This is a genomic window from Acinetobacter lactucae (genome assembly GCF_013122135.1).
GTDB classification, from domain to species: domain Bacteria; phylum Pseudomonadota; class Gammaproteobacteria; order Pseudomonadales; family Moraxellaceae; genus Acinetobacter; species Acinetobacter lactucae.
Genome location: NZ_CP053391.1, coordinates 1,372,527 through 1,389,956, shown reverse-complemented (window position 1 = coordinate 1,389,956; position 17,430 = coordinate 1,372,527). Strand labels below are relative to the sequence as shown.

Genomic DNA, 17,430 nt, shown 5'->3' with positions numbered 1-17,430 from the left:
TGTTTTTTTACTTTACTGATCACGCCAAAGCTTCAAAAAACGCTTTACATACTTTTTAAAAGGCCAAGTAAACTGTTTTACAAAACTATTTGGGATTTTATAGCCTACTGTTCCATACACACTTGCCAAATGTTTAGGCATATAGACGGTTTTAAAAATGACATCATAGAGTGGAATAAACGCAGCGTAATTCTTATCAATGGCAGGTTTTTCTGAAGAATGATGCCAATGATGAAATTCTGGCGTTGCGATAATCCAGCGCAAATATGGAAAACGAAAACGCACATTAGAATGAATAAAAATAGCGTGAAATGAAATAAAAATTAAATAAGCAAAAACAGCTGAAGTATGAAAACCTAACAGGAAAATCGGTAAAGTCGCAATAAAGCGAGTCATTAGTACTTCAATGACATGCAAACGAGAAGAGGCTAACCAATCCATATATTCAGTCGAATGATGAATCGCGTGAAAACGCCATAAGAAATTAACTTCATGCATGGCACGATGTAACCAATACACCGTAAAATCGACCACAATTAGTAATTCAATAAATTGCAGCCAAATCGGCTGAGCTTGTACATAAGGCACAATTGGATTATCAGGTAGATGCGTAATCCAATATTGAATCGGCATGACCGTTAAAAAGCTGAATAATTGAATGCCAATATGACTGACCATGAAATATTTCATATCGGTCACCCAGCCCACCCTTAATATTTTCTGTTCAGGATTTTTAGCAAAAAAACCTTCAAGCGGAATAAAAATGAACGCTAAAATGAATAAGGTCAGTACAAAATAATCGATACCCGCATAAAACGGTACACTTGGTAAAACGGGTGCTTCAATTACACCACAGCCCAAAACTGCTGCTACAAGTGAAAAACATAGTCCGTAAAAACCATATCGGTTTTGACGGAAAATTGCACTAAATGCACCAAAACCAGCACTAATCACAATGCCTGTAATCAGGCCATAATAAAAAAGATGATAATGTTTTGCGTAAAGAGGTCGGAGTTCTGGGGTCGTTAATACACTGGGAAATAAAAAACATAATGCACCAAACAAACAAAGTAAGCTGAGTGACATTGAAATAAAAGCGCTGATTTTCCCTAAACCTGCGTTAAGTTCTAAATTTTCAAATTTTGCTCTTAATTGATCGGTCATAATTCATATACAATTCTTATTGTGTATAATGCGAATGCTATCAAAATTTAATAATAAATTGGAAAGAACTTTAACTTCTCAGATCAAAGCCCTTAATCTGAAAATGAAATTTAAATAGCTTATAAAACTTCAAATATTTGACCGACAGATTGAATCAGCCATTTTCTGGCAATAATATCATCACTACGATTAAACCAGTTCAAGCTCACTTTAAAAGAATCCATGGCAAAAGGTAATTCAAACATTTGGACATTACCATGAGCTAGATAATGCCGGGCTGCTCGCGACGGTAATGTCACCAACATATCTGAACTCTGCAAAACACCTTGTAAAACACTAAAATGTGGAACTTCTAAGCGAATGCGTCGCTTCAAATCCATTGTTTTTAAATATTGCTCAACTTGGATATGTCCTGTGGATGACTTGATAGCAACATGATCTTCTTGCAAATATTGCTCTAACGTCAGTTGTTGATGTAGCCTCGGGTGGTCAGCTCTAGCAATGCATACATATCTTTCTTCAAATAAAGTACGTGTTTCTATTTTAGGCATTATGGTCTGTGTACTATTAAATACAGCTAGATCTAAAAAGCCATCAATAAGCCACTGTTCAACCTTAGATGACTGAATCTCTTCAATCTCAATTTGAATATAGGGCGCTGTTTTCTGCAAAAAAGCCATAAGACTAGGCAATAGGCAAATCTCCCCTGCGTCGGACAGTCCAATTCGGAAAGTTTTATTGGAGTTTTCAGGATGAAATTCCTGTGCTTGAGCAATCGCCGATTCAATATTAAAAATTGCTTGATGAAAAATGGGATAAAGCTCATGTGCAACTTTTGTCGGTTCGACGCCACCTCGGCTTCGGGTAAACAACTCGTCATTTAACTGACGGCGTAAACGGTTCAAATTATAAGTCACAGAAGGCTGACTCAAATTTAATTTATCAGCAGCTTTACTAATATGACGAGACTCATAAATACAGACAAAAACTTTAATCAAACCTAAATCCATGGTTCTGATCCTTTAAATACTCTAAACAAAGACTTTAACTACTTTGCTTAGAATTTAGTTCCTTTTACAGGAATAAAAATGCTTAATTCTTATGGAGATATACTTGAATTTAGCATTACACGTTTGGTTCGATTACAAATACTTATGGCAATAACACTTAAAGTTGCCAGCACACAAGGAATGGCTAGCGCGATAAAGTTATATTCAATTGGTAAATGCAAACTTAAAAGCCAGCCGCATAAAATTGGACCTAAAATCGCTCCAATACGGCCTACCCCCAAAGCCATACCAATGCCAGTACTGCGAATTGGTGAAGGATAAAACTGAGCCATATAAGCGAGTAATAAAATTTGCCCGCCGATAGACGCGGCTCCAGCAATGGCAACACAAAGATATAAAATGACCATAGGTAAAGCATAGCTCAGCAAGTAAAGTGAAATTGCACCCGCTAAGAAGAGTGAACAAATAACTTTACCTAAATGAAAACGATCAGCAAAGTAACCGCCACCAATTGCGCCCAGCATCCCACCCAAGTTTAGCGCCAATAAAAAGACCAGACTGGTTGATAAATCATATCCGGCCTCGACCATGAGTTTTGGTATCCAGTTACCGAGCGCATACACCATCAGTAAAGCCATAAATACACTCAGCCAGAAAAACACAGTGGCTAAAGCACGGTTTTCGGTAAAAAGAGCAACCAAAGGTCGAGCCGCAGTTTGTTGATTTTCTTGATGTAATACGATGTTTGTATGATCAGCTATGTTTTTTTCTGGCGCTAACTGTTTAAGTAAATCACGTACCTCATTCCATTTTTTTTGGCGAACCAGATAATCAATTGATTCGGGTAAAAATTTCCAAATAATCGGTAATGAAATGAGTGGAATACCCGCCAAAATAAACATGATTTGCCAACCAAATTTAGGAACCAACCACATGCCTAAAAGTGCTGAACTCATCCCACCAATCGCATAGCCGCTAAACATGAGCGATACTAAAGTTGATCGTAATTTCTTTGGGGCAAACTCGGTCATTATGGCAATGACATTTGGCATTACGCCGCCCAAACCGAGGCCGGCAATAAATCGATAAATGGCAAACTCTTTAGGACTGTTGGCAAAACCACATAACACCGTAAAACCACTAAAAATGAAGACACAAAGCATAATTAAACGCTTACGGCTAAAGCCATATGACTCTAATTTGTCGGCCAAACTACCGAAAATCACGGCACCAAACATCATGCCAAATAATGCAACACTACCCAGCAATCCAGCAGTCATACTATCTAACTGCCAATGTTGCATGAGCTTAGGCAATGCCACACCATAAATGACCAAATCATAGCCATCAAAAATAATAATGAGCGCACTCAGCAAAATCACCCGCCAATGTAATAGTGTTAATCTTGCATCATCAATCAATTGATTTGCATTTAGTTTTTCCATAATTGCTTTCCTTAGCAAATTGTGTGTAAAACAAAAATTTATTTAAATGGTTGCCATTCCTAGCTGATGTAATTGTTGCTGTGCTTCTGCAACATCCTGTTCTAGATCGTGTTGCCATAACCAATCAAAGCGATGCTCAAGATGTTCTCCAATTTCGGCAAACGTTGGGTACTGAGTCGAATAACATTCATAAATTTCGCCAGACTCACGAGAAGTTTGTTGAACACGACAAGCACGTTTTAAACGGAGCTTTTCATATATCGAAGACACATCGGTTAATTGATCTGCTTGTAAGTTTTTTGTCGACAATAAGGCCGCAAGGATTAATGCATCTTCAAGACCTTGGCCTGCTCCTGCACCTTGGTGAGGTAACATGGCATGTGCAGCGTCACCCATGACAATGACATGACCTGAGGTACTTTGATAAGTCGAAAGTTCTTCAATTTCATGTAAGGCCCAAATGGTAGGCTGTTCAATTAAACTGAGTAATGTTTGGCAGCTTTCGCTCCAGTCTGAAAAATCGGAAAGCATTTGAGCTTTATCGACAGGCTTAGTCCACGGTGTATCTGCTGGTAGTACTGTATCTTCGCGGTTTGAGCAGAAAGCAACGATATTAATTTGCTCCCCCTTACGAATTGGGAACGTTAAAATATGTTTATCTTTGCCCAATAACATTTGGGGAATATCTGCTAAATCTGTATCGCCATTTATTTGCTGCAAAGCTTCTTTAAATGAAGCGTGAGAAATAATGCCACGATATGCCCAAGTTCCTGAAAAACGTGGATGAACTGGTGATAAATGATGAGAAGCTAAAACATATTGGCGAGCCATGGAGCGGATACCGTCAGCCCCTATCAAATAGTCACATTCATGCTGACTACCATCATTAAAATACAAAATCACCTGATCATCTTGTTCTTCAATCGTCTCTAGGCGTTTAGAAAAGTGGACATTTTGTGTAGGCATGTGAGGAATAATGGCATCAAGAAAGTCAGCACGATGAACAGATGACTGCCCTACACCTGTTGCGATCGATGCAGATAAATATTCATCGGTATAACCATTGCGCCATTGAAACCAAACATCTTGAAATGGTGGCGATACTTTATCTGCAATTGCATGATATTCGTTGGCTAAACCTAACAGTTCAATGGCTTTGACAGCATTGGCACCAAAAGAAATCCCTGCCCCAATTTCAGAAAACTGAGGTGCAGATTCAAACATTTGGACATCTAAATGGGCGTGTTTACTTAAATTACTTGCTAAAGCCAGACCAGCAATACCACCACCGACCACGGCAATTCGAATATGTGTATTCATGTGTTTGTTCCTTAAACATCATTATCGTTTTCACATATTCATTTTTGAGAAGTTGGCTTATAAAGTCCAATTAGTATTTTTTTTGTTCAATTATTTAAAAATTAAATAATCGTCATTTGGGCGAGCCTCTATAAAGTCTAAAGGTCCCCCATGCTAATAAATGATTGTTAAAACACTTTATGGTGTGCCTGGCGGGGTTCCAATAGCATATTTCATTGGAGCTTCATAAGTTGTCTCTGCAACTGGCGAAACACGCCAAATCGTATTGCCCACATCATCTGCAACTAACACAGCACCTGAAAAATCAATTGCTACACCCACAGGGCGACCATACGCTTTGCCTTTATCGCTGAGGAATCCAGTCAAAATATCTTGCGGTGGACCAGAAGGTTGACCACTTCTAAATGGTACAAAAATGACTTTATAACCACTGTGAGGCTTACGGTTCCAAGAGCCATGCTGACCGATCAATGCACCTCCTCTAAATTGTGGCATGAGTTCGGCTGCATAAAATGTGAGGCCTAAAGAAGCCGTATGGTTGCCTAGTGCATAGTCTGGTTTAATTGCACGGGCAACCATTGCTGGATTTTGTGGTTTAACTCGTACATCAACATGTTGACCATAGTAGCTGTAAGGCCAGCCATAAAAAGCTCCATCTTGAACTGACGTCATATAATCGGGTACTAGGTCACTCCCAATTTCATCGCGCTCATTAACCACCGTCCAGAGTTTTCCACTTTGAGGTTGCCAAGCCATACCATTTGGATTACGTAGGCCCGTTGCAAATGGGCGTGACTGACCACTTGCGATGTCAAACTCCGTAATTTGTGCCCGGCCTTTTTCTTGATCTAAACCATTTTCAGCAATGTTACTGTTAGAACCAACGGTAATGTACAGCTTGGTACCAGCTGGGTTAGCAATCACATTTTTGGTCCAATGGTGGTTTAAAAGGCCACCTGGTAAGTCCAATACTTTGGTTCCACTGGCTGTAATTTGAGTTTCACCTTCTTGATAAGGAAAACGCACCAATGCATCTGTATTGGCGATATATAAGTTATTACCGACCAATGCCATACCAAATGGAGAATTTAAGTTTTGAAGAAATACTGTTTTCTGGTCAGCGACGCCATCCCCATTGGTATCACGAAGTAAGCTAATACGGTTTGCACTTGGATGAGATGAGCCTGCACGTCTCATCACAAAAGACATAATTTTACCTTTAATCCCTTTGCTGTCTTCTGGTTTAGGCGGGGCATCCGTTTCAGCAACTAATACATCGCCATTTGGTAATACATAAAGCCAGCGTGGATGTTCAAGTCCTTTTGCAAATGCTTTTACCTTTAAACCTTCCGCTGGGGTTGGCATAACTCCACTTGGCCAGCCTTTTGCAGGTGCAATATTAACGGTCGGAAATAAACTTGATTTAGGTTCAGGTAACTTTGGATCTGGACCATAACTCTCAGTAATTGGATATTGCGAGGATGAAGCGCATCCAGCTAATGTAATTAAAACCGTAGTGCCTAAAACTGGCAGTAAAAAAAATTTAGTCATGATTTATCACCATTTATTTTTTGTCGTCTTGGAAATAGCGTAATTTATGTTTGCAATTAAACAAGCAACTTTAATGGAGTCTTTTGTTTATCGCTTGCAAAAAAGTTTCTTTATCTTTTGGCGAAATCATCACTGAACTAATTTTTCCATTTTTCATATAATAAATTTTGAGTCGATCTAATGAGAGTGCTGGAGATGAAAGTGGATTATGAGTAGGCTCTATTTGGGTAATATCATTAATATTAATTTTCCATCGGAATACCAAACTCTTAATCATTAAAGTGTTGTTTTCTACCACATAATAAGTATTAAAGATGGGGAGCCAAATAAGAAAAATAATTAAACTATAAATGACGAGATGTGGAAAATTTGAAGCTAAAGAATAATGATGATTTGCTTCATAAATTTTCATAAGGATATTGGCAGTAATAACCACAAATATTAATAAAAGCCACCAATCAATTTTTGATCTAAATTTCAAAAGTCATCCTCCACGTCTAAAACTCATTGATAACGAGTCTTTCTATATTTTTTTTATAAAATAGTTGAACTAAAAATTAGCTTTAAATGTTAATGATACAAAATCTCGATCATCTATCGTGCTAAATTCATTAGAACCAAAAAAGTTATTATAGGCAATCTCTGTTGTATATTTTTGCTGATAAGTCATAGATAACGCTGCGCTTACACTCATTTGCCCTTCTTGAAAGTTTTGGCTATATCCATAAACATCATGTCTAAAACTAAGACTTGGCGTAATCACTGTAGAGGGTAAAATATCTTGATAATTTAATGCGCCACGTAATCGGTAGCCAAATGACCATTCATTAAAAAATCCTTTTTTATTACAAAAGCGTTCATTTAAATTGTCTATTTCTGTATTTGTAAGATGAGCTGTACCATACGGCGTACATTTAAAGTCGCCTGTTTCAGGATTATAAGCACCTGTTGAAAGCTCACTACGGCCAAATGCGCCTGTCCGGCCAATCCGATGATTACCAATATCTGCAATATGGTTTAAGGCAAACTCTGTAGACCATGTCATCGAATTTGCACCCCAAATATTGAATATGCTATCAGTTGCTCCAACCGAAAATTGTGTTACGGGTAAACGTACATATCCTTGAATATATTGACCCAATCCAACAGTTTTTCCCGGGGGAGCAAATGGTGTACCTTCCGATAGCACTTGAGCATAGACAATATCTGTGCCGTTTAATTGCAAAGGTTGATTAGGCTTGTGGGTTAATTCACTAAAAACCATCGTTGTGCCAACTTTACCAGTCAGACTTAATCCAAACATTTTGATATTTTCAGGATAAATAGAAAAATAACTTGCGGTATTAAAGTGCTCTGGCCCGCGCGCTGTTACTGCCGTTCCATCAAAGTTTGCATTACGGCTATGGAAGTTGGCATAGTAAATACCTAACTCAGCATTATTTAAACTTGGTAATGTCTGTTTTAAAGCAATACCATATTGGCCGTTATCCTTTGCTTTTCTACTTTCTGCGCGTGGAATATAGGTACGTAAACGAATTGCGGTATCTGATAATTTATCTCCCCCTCCAGCAATCAGAACTGGTCCTGCGTTTTCAGGCACAAAGTCTGAAATCTCAAAGAAAGTTCCACTACCATCAACAACTGAAGGTCTAAATTTAAATTGATAGAACCCTTCTATTTTCAAATTTTTATTAATACTTGTGTCGAATGAAAACATTTCGGTTGGAATGATTCTTTCTTTTGCATCACCACCCGGTCGGTTGATTGCAGCAAAATCAAATGCACTTACCGAATTTAACCCGTTTTGGAAAAACTGAGATTTCCCCCAATTTAATGTTTGTTTGCCTAGTTTTAAATTTATGCTTTTTCCATCGCCTAGTTCAAAATTTTTCCATATATAGGCATTCCATAAATCAATACCTTTGAACTTTGCGAGCCTTGGCCACGCTGAATCATTAAAAGGTTTAAAGTCTCCTTGTCCTGTCTCATAGGCATGGTCATACCAATATTTAGTGCTAATGACCGCACCCTGCTGTTTTCCATTTAGCTTAACTTCAGTTATGCCTCTGATAATCTGTGAAATGGCATCATATTTACTAAAATTCATACGTCCATCATCACCATTCACATCAATGCTAGCGCCTTGTTTCCCTATTTTGTTTGCGTCGGGACGGTAAAGTAATGAAACGGATGGGTCTTGTGTACTCCAACTCGCACCTAGGCTTAATGTGGTTTTTGTCTCGAACTTCCAGTCTTTATCAATATCAAAACTGGCTGCATTTGCTTTAGACATAAATAAAATTAGGCTGAATGAAACACCTATTTTTTGAATATATAAAACGTGATTATTTCTTTGATTTAAATATAGGTAATGACCCATCATATTATCTTCCTATAAATATGATTTTTCTTATTTATTGCTTATTACTCAAAGCCATCCTTTGGCTTTTAAATGGTTTACACAAGCAGGTATTTTTAACTAGGCAGGTTGTTCAACTTGATCTAACTGTTGAATAAATTTTTCAGCTAAAGGCCAATAGCCAAAGCCAGATGCAGGATTTAAATGTCCCACATCACCCAAATTTACGAGTTGACTGCCCCACTTTTCTGCCATTTCACTGACAGCTTCATAACGAGCTAAATGGTCATTGGTACTTGCAACCAAAATGCTGGGAAAAGGTAATGTTTGATCTGGTAAAGGACTCCATCCTTCTTGATGAAGTGCAGTTGGGCTTGGATAATTTTCTGGCCAGCTTTGGTTTAAGTCAGGTGGAGCCACAAGTAAAGCGCCCTGAATTGCTCGTTGGTATTTTGCAGCCCAGTGTAGTGTCATCAGCACGCCTGCACTGTGCGCAACCAAAATGACAGATCCTTGTATTTGTTCGAGTTGTGCCTGAATAGCAGCAACTCTATTTTCACAATTGAGTTTATTAATTTGCACAGGTGGTACAGAGTGAACCTTTGCTAGCTTTGTTTCCAAGATCGTTTGCCAATGTTCGGAAACATGATCGCGTAAGCCCGGAATAATTAAAATTGTTGCGTTGGTTTGTATTTTTTCCATTTCGACGCCTGTGAACTTTGCCATCTAGGATGCCTAAGAATTTTTATAAAACTCCATTCACAATAAAGACTCATTTCAGTTAGTGGTGTACATAAGACGTCACGGACTTTTCATTTGATGACACATATTTTTAAAATTTCTTAAATTAATTAAAATAGTTTTTGTAATTACAAATAAGCCAAAAGAACAGATTTAAAATTGATTCGACATCACGATTGGGCTCTTAAATAAAAGCTTTTGTAATGTAGATATTTTAGTTATAACTAGATATGAGCTGTAAGGAATATGGCTGATTAAGAACAGGAGATAATAAAATGGTGCCTCTTGCGCATACCGCCTCTTTAAAAAATTATTTGGCAGTTGCTCAGCAATTAGATCTAAATCCCTACCATTTATTATCACGTGTTGGGCTTAGCCAAATTCAATTGAATGATCTTAAACAACGTATTCCTGTAGATAAAGCCATTACCTTGCTTGAAGACTCAGCCCAGATGAGTAATTGTGATGTTTTCGGTTTACATATGGCAGAGCAACGTGAAATCGCGGATTTTGGTGAACTGAGCTTATTATTAAGTTACCAATATACCTTGAGAGAAGCACTACAAACGATTGTTCGTTATAGAAATTTACTCAATAACTCACTTGAAATATATATTGAAGAAATTGACGATACGGTTGTTATTCGAGAGGAAGTGGTAACCACAACTTGTGGGTATAGCCGCCAAGCCACAGAACTTGCTTTAGGAATCACCCATCGTTTTTGTGCAGCACTCATGATGCAAAAATGGCGGCCATTAAGTGTACATTTCACTCATAACCCACCGAGTGATCTAACTTTGCATCGGCGGATTTTTGGCTGTGCACTAGAGTTTGGTAGTGACTTTAATGGCATTGTTTGTACAGCGGCTGAACTTGATACAACCAACCCTCAAGCAAATCTGGCTATGGCCAACCATGCACAGCGTTATTTAGATATTTTGCAGAATAGTAATGAATCGACCATGATTTTTGATATTCGAAAAAGTATTTATCTTCTTTTGCCAATGGGCCGCGCTACAATTGATCAAGTCGCTCAAACACATGGGATTCATGTTCGGACCTTACAGCGCCGATTAGAAGAAGCTCAAACGAGTTTTAGTGATTTAATCAATGAAGTACGCAAAGACCTCGTATTTCGTTATTTAAAAAATCTAAATTATTCACTTGCTCAGGTGTCTGATATTTTAGGTTACTCAATGCCGAGTTCTTTTACGCGCTGGTTCATTAGTCAATTTGGTATGTCACCGAACATGTGGCGTAGTCACAATAAAGCCCTGCTCAATTAATTTCTCTTTATTTGATGCCAAATGAAATCATTTAGAATATAAGGAAGTTATGGGAGAACCACTTCAGAACTTCCTTAAGAATTTAATTTTTAAAATTAAAACCACAAGCGCATAAGCCCAAGAACCAATACCACTAAAAAGATACTTTCGCCAATCATTAGAAGAATCGGTTTAATTCCAACAGATGCTAATTCTTTTAACTGAGTTTTCATTCCTAAAGCACTAATTGCAATGACTAAAAACCAGCGTGATAAATCATTAATTCCATTTTGTACCATCATGGGCACCCATCCTGTACTGTTAATACAAGCGAGTATTAAAAAGCCAACAGCAAACCATGGCAATAATGGTGGTCGTTCTCCCGTTGAATCTGCACCTTGCATGCGGGTAATCATGGCTGCACAAACAATTACTGGAAGCAACATTGCTACACGCATAAGTTTAACTACAGTGGCTGTATCACCTGTTTCAGTAGACATGCTATAACCAGCTCCCACCACTTGCGCTACATCATGAATGGTAGCTCCGAGAAAGACACCGGCAGCCTGTGGCGATAGATCTAACCACTTCGCAATCATTGGATAAACAATCATTGCTAATGTTGAAAGTGCAGAGACCCCAATGACAGTAAACAAGGTCGCTTTTTCTTTTTGGGGATGATTCGGAAAGGCAGCTGACAATGCTAGCGCAGCTGAAGCACCACAAATTGCTGTTGATCCACCAGTGAGCATGCCAAATAGTTTTTGGAAACCTAAAATTTTAGCTGCAATCACTGAAACGGCGATTGTAACAATAACCAGAGTTATGACTAAGGCTACAGGCTGCCATCCTAGTGCAGTGATTTGTCCTAAAGTGATACGCATGCCGAGTAACGCGATGCCTATTCGGAGTACGTTACGTGCAGTAAATTCGATACCTACCTTACATTTACTTTCAGCCGCTAAAAAATTTAGGCTCATACCGAGTAACAGTGCAAACAACATCACTGGCGCACCATAGTGCTCTGATAAAAAACAGGCAGCCGCAGCAACGACCGAACTGACCACAAAGCCTGGTGCTAATTCTCTTGTACGCTGGGAAAAATTTTTCAAAACTAAACTACTCATGATTTCCCCCACAGCCCATCACAATAAATACCTTGTCCTCAATCACTTCTACGGGATAGGTTGCAACTTTGAGCAAAGAAGAATTAACTAAACAGCCATTTGTTAAATCAAAACGTAGACCATGGGCACAGCACTGAATCACTCGTCCTTCTAGACGTCCGCTAAATAGCGATGCGCCCTGATGAGGACAACTGTCATCGATTGCATAAAATTGAGCCGCAACGTTAAATAGTGCGAGAGTTTTATCTCCAATTTTAAAAAAAGCCCGCTCACCTGAATTTGGAATTTTTTCAAAAGGCACTTGAAATCGGTTGGTCATATCAACTCTCCTTGTGCCAGCATTGCCTCTTGCATCGCTTGATAAAGTGCATCTGCTGATTGCGCACCCACTAAGGCTGAAGCCCGATCAAAAATAAAATAAGGCACGCCATTACCTCCTGTACTTGCAGAGATAAAATCTTGATGATCTTGAATCAGTAAATCTTTGATCATTTCACGCGGGAAACCACAGCGTTTGGCGATTTTGTATAAAGTGGTGGTATTTCCGATGTCTAAGCCATCATAAAAATATGCAGCAAAGAGTTGTTCTAACAACACATTGCACTGCTCAGGAGTTCCTATCTTTAAAGCTTTATCAAATAAGCGATGAGCTTTGGCCGTATTTGGCATTCGTTTAATTTGCTCAAAATCGATCTTGAGCCCAACTTTATTTGCAGCTTTATTGACCTGTTCTTGTCTCATACGAACTGCTGTCAAGCTACCTAACCGTTTCAAATAAAACGTTTGAAACTGTACACCTTCAACAGCTAAGTCGGGTATGAGCTGAACACCTCGCCAGTGTACGACCACTTTGACTTTGGGGTGAAGCTGATAAAATCTATTTATAGCGATCAGTAACTGACGTTTGCCGATCAAACACCAAGGACAAATAAAGTCAAAAAATACATCAATATGTAATTGCCGAATCATCATTTGTTATTCATCCCGCATTTTTGTATTTGGTTACCTAAATGATTTTTAAGCTCAGTTATTCCTTGCTGCTCAAAGCGTGCAATATCTTTGTGATAATGGCGTTTGGCATAAAAAAATACGGCTGCAGCTGCAATACTGACCAATGGCATGAGTTGAAATGCGCTATGTAATCCAATCACATCAGATACTTTGCCAACGACTAAAGGACCAAGAGCTAAACCAAGAAAATTGTTAGCAAGAGTAAGGGTTGCAAACGCAGAGCCATGAACTGAGTTGTGTGTAAGATTGGCCACCATGGCACTAGATGGCCCATTGGTTCCTAGGGCAATAAACATTCCGAGGCAGATGAGAAGTAACTGGTTACGTCCCGCAGGTACAGCAAAAGCAATTAATAAAAGAACACAACCGAGCAAGCAGTATGTAATCGCTAAACTGACTTTACGATCTGGACAGTTACGGCCCAAATAATCACACAACATGCCGCATAGAATTGTGCCTACTGCACTACATAGCAAAATGACCGCTGCCATCACACCTGCTTTGTCAGTAGTCATGCCGTAATAGCGATTGAGATAACTCGGCATCCAGACAATCACTGTGCCACCAACAAATAATTGCAGGCCACTACCAATATAAGTGGCAATGACTGAACGACTTGAATATAAAGTTTTTAAAGGGCTTTTAATGTGCTGGGCTTTACTACGAATTTTATTTTGAGGTGCTGCGTTTATTCTGTTTTCTTTCACTAAAATTGGATATAGAAAAGCCAAAATGAGACCAAACAAAGCAATGGCGCCAAAAGCCCAACGCCAACCGAAATACTGTGCGAGTACACCACCTAAAGCCACACCCAAAAACGAGCCAAATACGCCACCCGCCATAAAAGCACTGGCGAGTGTTGCACGCATTTCTCTTGGAAAAACAGCCACAACCACGGCGATTCCAACGCTGCCATAAGCTGCTTCACCCACACCAACCATAAAACGAGCAATAAACATTTGCTCATAATTTTCAGCCAGTGCACATCCTAAAGTCGCCAAACTCCATAACGTCGCCATAATGGCCAAGCTTTTCACTCGCCCAAAACGGTCTGCCAATAAAGATAACGGCAGAGTCAATAAACCCACCATTAAAGCGACAATGCCACTGAGCAAACCTAACTGACTGTCGCTGAGTAACCACTCATTTTTAAGTAAAGGAAAAACTGCGTTTAAGACTTGTCGTGACATGTAATCTGAAATGAGCAAACCGAATGTCAAAGCAAAAACAAGCCATGCATAACGACGAGGTATACTGATTGACGTATCAACATCGCTCATCTGATCTGAATACTGATGTGCATTCATACGACCTCCTTGTATTTTTTATAATTTCTATTTAGCTAGTGCAGCAGCGCACTTTTAAAGTCAAAGCGAATCAGCTGCACTACAATTGAGGTCTAAATTCCGTTAGACCTTGTCACATTAATTACGCTGTGGAACGCCCTTTTGCCCTGCTTTACGATTGGGTGCCATACCATTTGCGATTAGGGTTTCTTCGATACTGTTGTATTGCACCCCTATACGATAAATTTCGCGGGCTTCTTTTCCTGAGGCAATTTCGCGTCCTAGTTCATGAGCAATACGAACAGTTTGTTTAATTTGCTCTACAGATGAAAAACGGCGCCCGTGATGATCAATGATCGTGTCTTCGTTACCCACACGAGCATGTAAACCCATTGCCATCGACATCGTATTAAAAGGCAATACATTTTTGAGCAGAGATTCTGATGTCAACGTACATCCATCAGGTACGCGATGAATAAAATTAAAGAAATTAAATGGGTTTGGACCATCAAAACCTCCACCAATTCCAATCCACGTTAAGTTTAACGGCCCCATGTACAATCCTTTGCGCACCATACGTTCTAGCGTCTCAAGACCATGCATACCCGTTAATTGAAAGTGCGGTTGAATATTGTTTTTACATAAGCGCTTGATGTGTTCGGTGACCCATGCAGGTCCTGCAGGCACAGTCATTTCTGCATATGCTGCCTGAGTCGCTTGATGTGCCAATGATGTCCCTTCTAAATATTCTGGATAGAGCAATTCCATAATATTCATTTGTGTGGTGTTAATTGCCACCGTGACCTGATCGGGCTTTGGAGTGAGTTCGGCCAACATATGTCGGGTGTCATCACTTAACCATAGGGCCGCTTCACCTTCACTCTCTGGTGCAAATGAAATCGAACCGCCTACCTGAATAATCATGTCAGGTACAGCTTCACGAACACCTGCGATGAGTTCATTAAATTTTGACAAGCGTTTAGAGCCTTTGCCATCAAGCTCACGGACATGTAAATGCAGCACTGTCGCGCCCGCTTCATAGCACTCAACCGCTTTTTGTATTTGCTCATCCATGGTCACAGGAATATCTTCGGGAAAGTCTTCTGGCATCCATTCAGGTCCATACGGCGCAACCGTGATTACCACTTTTTCCATATTTTCTGGGTGCAATGAGTCGTCAAAGAATTGCATATGCATCTCCTCATATATTTTTAGAATTTTCAATTAGATAAAATTATTTAGCCAATAGACTTAATAGGTTGCGTCACCAATAATGCCAGCCCGCTCCATTTTTCGGTGGCAAGGTGGGTAATCCATGACTGCATAATGTTGTGTACTTCGGTTATCCCAAATGGCAATACTGTTAGGCTTCCAACGCCAGCGCACTTGAAACTCTGGAATATACGCTTGAGAAATTAAGTAACGCAGTAATTCAGCTGCACCCGGATTGGCATCTTGGCCAAATCTGACCCGTTCTTTGGTGTGATAGTTACTGAAGTGGGTCGTAAACGCGTTGACGTATAAAATTTTCTCTCCCGTTTCAGGATGAGTACGCACTACTGGGTGCTCAGCATCGGGAAACTTTGCTTTTAAGTCTAAGCGCTTTTCAGGTGGCATTGCCGCCCCAAAACTTGCTTCTATGCTGTGATAAGCACGTAAATCTGCAATCTTAGCCTTAATATCGTCGGGTAAAGACTCATAGGCCATAACCATATTGGTCCACATCGTGTCACCACCCACTGGTGGGCATTCGACACAATGCAGCACACATCCCATCGGTGGAACCTTGCGCCAGCTTGCATCGCTGTGCCAAGCATTTTCATAACGATCGACAGGACTTTCGGGATGTTTATAAATCTGTACCAAACCCGGATGATCAGGATGGCTGCCTACCGCAGGATGATCTTCTAACTGTCCAAATTTTTCTGCAAATGCAACATGATCCTGACGGGTTAAGTGCTGATCTCGTAAAAACAACACACGGTGTTTAAGTAGTTGTGTGCGAATTTCAGCAAATAATCCATCATCATAAATCGCATCAGCAAGTTTGACGCCACTGAGCTCTGCACCAATATTGCAAGTTAACTGTTCAATTTGCATAAGAAATCCCTTCAAATTACAAAGATTGATGAACCTATTGTTTTACGTGCTTCCAAATCACGATGAGCTTGCACGGCATCCTTTAACTCATAGCGCTGATTAATTTCAATTTTGATTCGTCCATGTCGAACATGCTCAAATAATTCATTTGCCAGTTCTTTCTTCTCGGCAGGATCTGCAATGTAATCTGCCAAAGCTGGACGTGTGACAAACAATGAGCCTTTCACGGCGAGTAATACCGGATCAAAAGCAGGGATTGGACCAGACGCTGTTCCTACGCAGACCAACAAACCACGGCGTTTGAGGGAGTCTAATGAACTCATAAAAGTGGCTTGACCAACACTATCGAAAACGACATTTACACCAACGCCACCTGTTAACTCGCGTACACGTTCAGCAACATTTTCATGGCTGTAGTTAATGACATGATCACAACCATGAGCTCGTGCTACGGCAGCTTTTTCTTCTGAAGATGTGGTCCCGATAACAGTCAAGCCAAGTAATTTGGCCCATTGAGAAACAATCAGCCCAACACCGCCTGCGGCTGCATGTAGTAAAATTGAATCGCCCGCTTTAAAGTCATAAATACGGCGCATCAGATAAGCAGCGGTCAGTCCTCGCATGGTCATGGCTGCCGCTGTTTCACAAGAAATTTCTTCGGGTAATTTAATTAAAGCATTTGCTGGAATTAGACGGTGGGTACTATATGCACCTAAGGTATTTAAAAAACCAGTATAAGTAACTCGATCACCTACTTTAAGCTGAGTGACCCCTTCACCTAAAGCCTCAACTACACCTGAAGCTTCGACGCCCATGCCGTTGGGCATTGGAATTTTATAAGTTCCATTACGAAAATATGTATCGGCATAATTTAAACCGACTGCCACATGACGTAGGCGTACTTCTCCAGCTTTGGGATCTCCTACTTCTACATCTTCATAGCGCATTACTTCTGGCGTTCCTGTTCCATAGAAACGTATAGCTTTCGTCAACGTCATGTCCTATTCCATATTTTGGTTTTTTATTGAGTGCCTATAAAAGCAATAACCAA

General features: G+C 39.8%; 16 protein-coding genes. 1 reads left to right on the top strand and 15 read right to left on the bottom strand.

Features of this window, described 5'->3' with window-relative positions; translation table 11 throughout:
- Window positions 1-12: 12 nt before the first annotated feature.
- The 8 genes from HLV59_RS06465 to HLV59_RS06430 all read right to left on the bottom strand — a co-directional run bounded on the left by HLV59_RS06465 (window position 13) and on the right by HLV59_RS06430 (window position 9,575).
- Window positions 13-1,164, bottom strand: a complete 1,152-nt coding sequence (locus HLV59_RS06465; protein WP_171429576.1) for a sterol desaturase family protein — start codon at window positions 1,162-1,164, stop codon at window positions 13-15.
- A gap of 119 nt (window positions 1,165-1,283) precedes the next feature.
- Window positions 1,284-2,174, bottom strand: a complete 891-nt coding sequence (locus HLV59_RS06460) for a LysR family transcriptional regulator (protein WP_171429575.1) — start codon at window positions 2,172-2,174, stop codon at window positions 1,284-1,286.
- An 89-nt stretch (window positions 2,175-2,263) separates the two neighbouring features.
- Window positions 2,264-3,619, bottom strand: a complete 1,356-nt coding sequence (locus tag HLV59_RS06455; protein ID WP_171429574.1) for an MFS transporter — start codon at window positions 3,617-3,619, stop codon at window positions 2,264-2,266.
- Between the two features lie 42 nt (window positions 3,620-3,661).
- Window positions 3,662-4,939, bottom strand: coding sequence for a salicylate 1-monooxygenase (salA, locus tag HLV59_RS06450; protein WP_171429573.1), 1,278 nt, complete (start codon window positions 4,937-4,939; stop codon window positions 3,662-3,664).
- A gap of 177 nt (window positions 4,940-5,116) precedes the next feature.
- Window positions 5,117-6,490, bottom strand: a complete 1,374-nt coding sequence (locus HLV59_RS06445; protein ID WP_171429572.1) for a PQQ-dependent sugar dehydrogenase — start codon at window positions 6,488-6,490, stop codon at window positions 5,117-5,119.
- A gap of 70 nt (window positions 6,491-6,560) precedes the next feature.
- A complete protein-coding gene (locus tag HLV59_RS06440; RefSeq protein ID WP_171429571.1) occupies window positions 6,561-6,971 on the bottom strand; it encodes a PH domain-containing protein in 411 nt (136 codons plus the stop codon).
- 69 nt (window positions 6,972-7,040) lie between these two features.
- On the bottom strand, window positions 7,041-8,870 hold the full coding sequence (locus HLV59_RS06435) for a DUF1302 domain-containing protein (protein ID WP_171430587.1): 1,830 nt from the start codon (window positions 8,868-8,870) through the stop codon (window positions 7,041-7,043).
- Window positions 8,871-8,969: 99 nt separating this feature from the next.
- Entirely contained in the window at window positions 8,970-9,575 is a 606-nt protein-coding gene (locus HLV59_RS06430) for an RBBP9/YdeN family alpha/beta hydrolase (RefSeq protein ID WP_171429570.1), read from the bottom strand.
- Between the two features lie 290 nt (window positions 9,576-9,865).
- Here HLV59_RS06430 and HLV59_RS06425 point away from each other — a divergent pair, with 290 nt between their 5' ends.
- Window positions 9,866-10,876 carry an AraC family transcriptional regulator gene (locus HLV59_RS06425; protein WP_057105352.1) on the top strand — a complete coding sequence of 337 codons (1,011 nt, stop codon included), beginning with the start codon at window positions 9,866-9,868 and terminating at the stop codon, window positions 10,874-10,876.
- Window positions 10,877-10,971: 95 nt separating this feature from the next.
- Here the strand turns inward: HLV59_RS06425 and HLV59_RS06420 are convergent, their stop codons facing one another.
- The 7 genes from HLV59_RS06420 to HLV59_RS06390 form a co-directional block, all read right to left on the bottom strand.
- Window positions 10,972-11,982, bottom strand: a complete 1,011-nt coding sequence (locus tag HLV59_RS06420) for a YeiH family protein (protein WP_081173274.1) — start codon at window positions 11,980-11,982, stop codon at window positions 10,972-10,974.
- On the bottom strand, window positions 11,975-12,283 hold the full coding sequence (locus HLV59_RS06415; protein ID WP_171430586.1) for a Rieske (2Fe-2S) protein: 309 nt from the start codon (window positions 12,281-12,283) through the stop codon (window positions 11,975-11,977). The genes HLV59_RS06420 and HLV59_RS06415 overlap by 8 nt, the downstream gene beginning before the upstream one ends.
- A 14-nt stretch (window positions 12,284-12,297) precedes the next feature.
- Window positions 12,298-12,954: a DsbA family oxidoreductase gene (locus HLV59_RS06410; protein ID WP_171429569.1), complete on the bottom strand. Its 657-nt coding sequence runs from the start codon at window positions 12,952-12,954 to the stop codon at window positions 12,298-12,300.
- Entirely contained in the window at window positions 12,951-14,300 is a 1,350-nt protein-coding gene (locus HLV59_RS06405) for an MFS transporter (RefSeq protein WP_171429568.1), read from the bottom strand. Before HLV59_RS06405 ends, HLV59_RS06410 begins: the two co-directional genes overlap by 4 nt.
- Before the next feature lie 117 nt (window positions 14,301-14,417).
- Window positions 14,418-15,470 (bottom strand): BKACE family enzyme, encoded by a 1,053-nt coding sequence (locus tag HLV59_RS06400; protein WP_171429567.1) that lies wholly within the window; start codon window positions 15,468-15,470, stop codon window positions 14,418-14,420.
- A gap of 60 nt (window positions 15,471-15,530) precedes the next feature.
- Window positions 15,531-16,379 (bottom strand): TauD/TfdA dioxygenase family protein, encoded by an 849-nt coding sequence (locus tag HLV59_RS06395; protein ID WP_171429566.1) that lies wholly within the window; start codon window positions 16,377-16,379, stop codon window positions 15,531-15,533.
- 11 nt (window positions 16,380-16,390) lie between these two features.
- The gene (locus HLV59_RS06390; RefSeq protein WP_171429565.1) at window positions 16,391-17,377 is read right to left on the bottom strand and encodes a quinone oxidoreductase family protein; all 987 of its coding nucleotides are present in this window, start codon (window positions 17,375-17,377) and stop codon (window positions 16,391-16,393) included.
- Between the last annotated feature and the right edge of the window lie 53 nt (window positions 17,378-17,430).

Excerpts from the sequence above, each read along its gene's own strand:
- HLV59_RS06400 (WP_171429567.1), bottom strand. The coding sequence starts at position 15,470 with ATGCAATTCTTTGACGACTCATTGCACCCAGAAAATATGGAAAAAGTG.
- HLV59_RS06420 (WP_081173274.1), bottom strand. The coding sequence starts at position 11,982 with ATGAGTAGTTTAGTTTTGAAAAATTTTTCCCAGCGTACAAGAGAATTA.
- HLV59_RS06455 (WP_171429574.1), bottom strand. The coding sequence starts at position 3,619 with ATGGAAAAACTAAATGCAAATCAATTGATTGATGATGCAAGATTAACA.
- HLV59_RS06445 (WP_171429572.1), bottom strand. The coding sequence starts at position 6,490 with ATGACTAAATTTTTTTTACTGCCAGTTTTAGGCACTACGGTTTTAATT.
- HLV59_RS06460 (WP_171429575.1), bottom strand. The coding sequence starts at position 2,174 with ATGGATTTAGGTTTGATTAAAGTTTTTGTCTGTATTTATGAGTCTCGT.
- HLV59_RS06410 (WP_171429569.1), bottom strand. The coding sequence starts at position 12,954 with ATGATGATTCGGCAATTACATATTGATGTATTTTTTGACTTTATTTGT.
- HLV59_RS06435 (WP_171430587.1), bottom strand. The coding sequence starts at position 8,870 with ATGGGTCATTACCTATATTTAAATCAAAGAAATAATCACGTTTTATAT.
- HLV59_RS06425 (WP_057105352.1), top strand. The coding sequence starts at position 9,866 with ATGGTGCCTCTTGCGCATACCGCCTCTTTAAAAAATTATTTGGCAGTT.
- salA (WP_171429573.1), bottom strand. The coding sequence starts at position 4,939 with ATGAATACACATATTCGAATTGCCGTGGTCGGTGGTGGTATTGCTGGT.
- HLV59_RS06430 (WP_171429570.1), bottom strand. The coding sequence starts at position 9,575 with ATGGCAAAGTTCACAGGCGTCGAAATGGAAAAAATACAAACCAACGCA.
- HLV59_RS06395 (WP_171429566.1), bottom strand. The coding sequence starts at position 16,379 with ATGCAAATTGAACAGTTAACTTGCAATATTGGTGCAGAGCTCAGTGGC.
- HLV59_RS06405 (WP_171429568.1), bottom strand. The coding sequence starts at position 14,300 with ATGAATGCACATCAGTATTCAGATCAGATGAGCGATGTTGATACGTCA.
- HLV59_RS06390 (WP_171429565.1), bottom strand. The coding sequence starts at position 17,377 with ATGACGTTGACGAAAGCTATACGTTTCTATGGAACAGGAACGCCAGAA.
- HLV59_RS06465 (WP_171429576.1), bottom strand. The coding sequence starts at position 1,164 with ATGACCGATCAATTAAGAGCAAAATTTGAAAATTTAGAACTTAACGCA.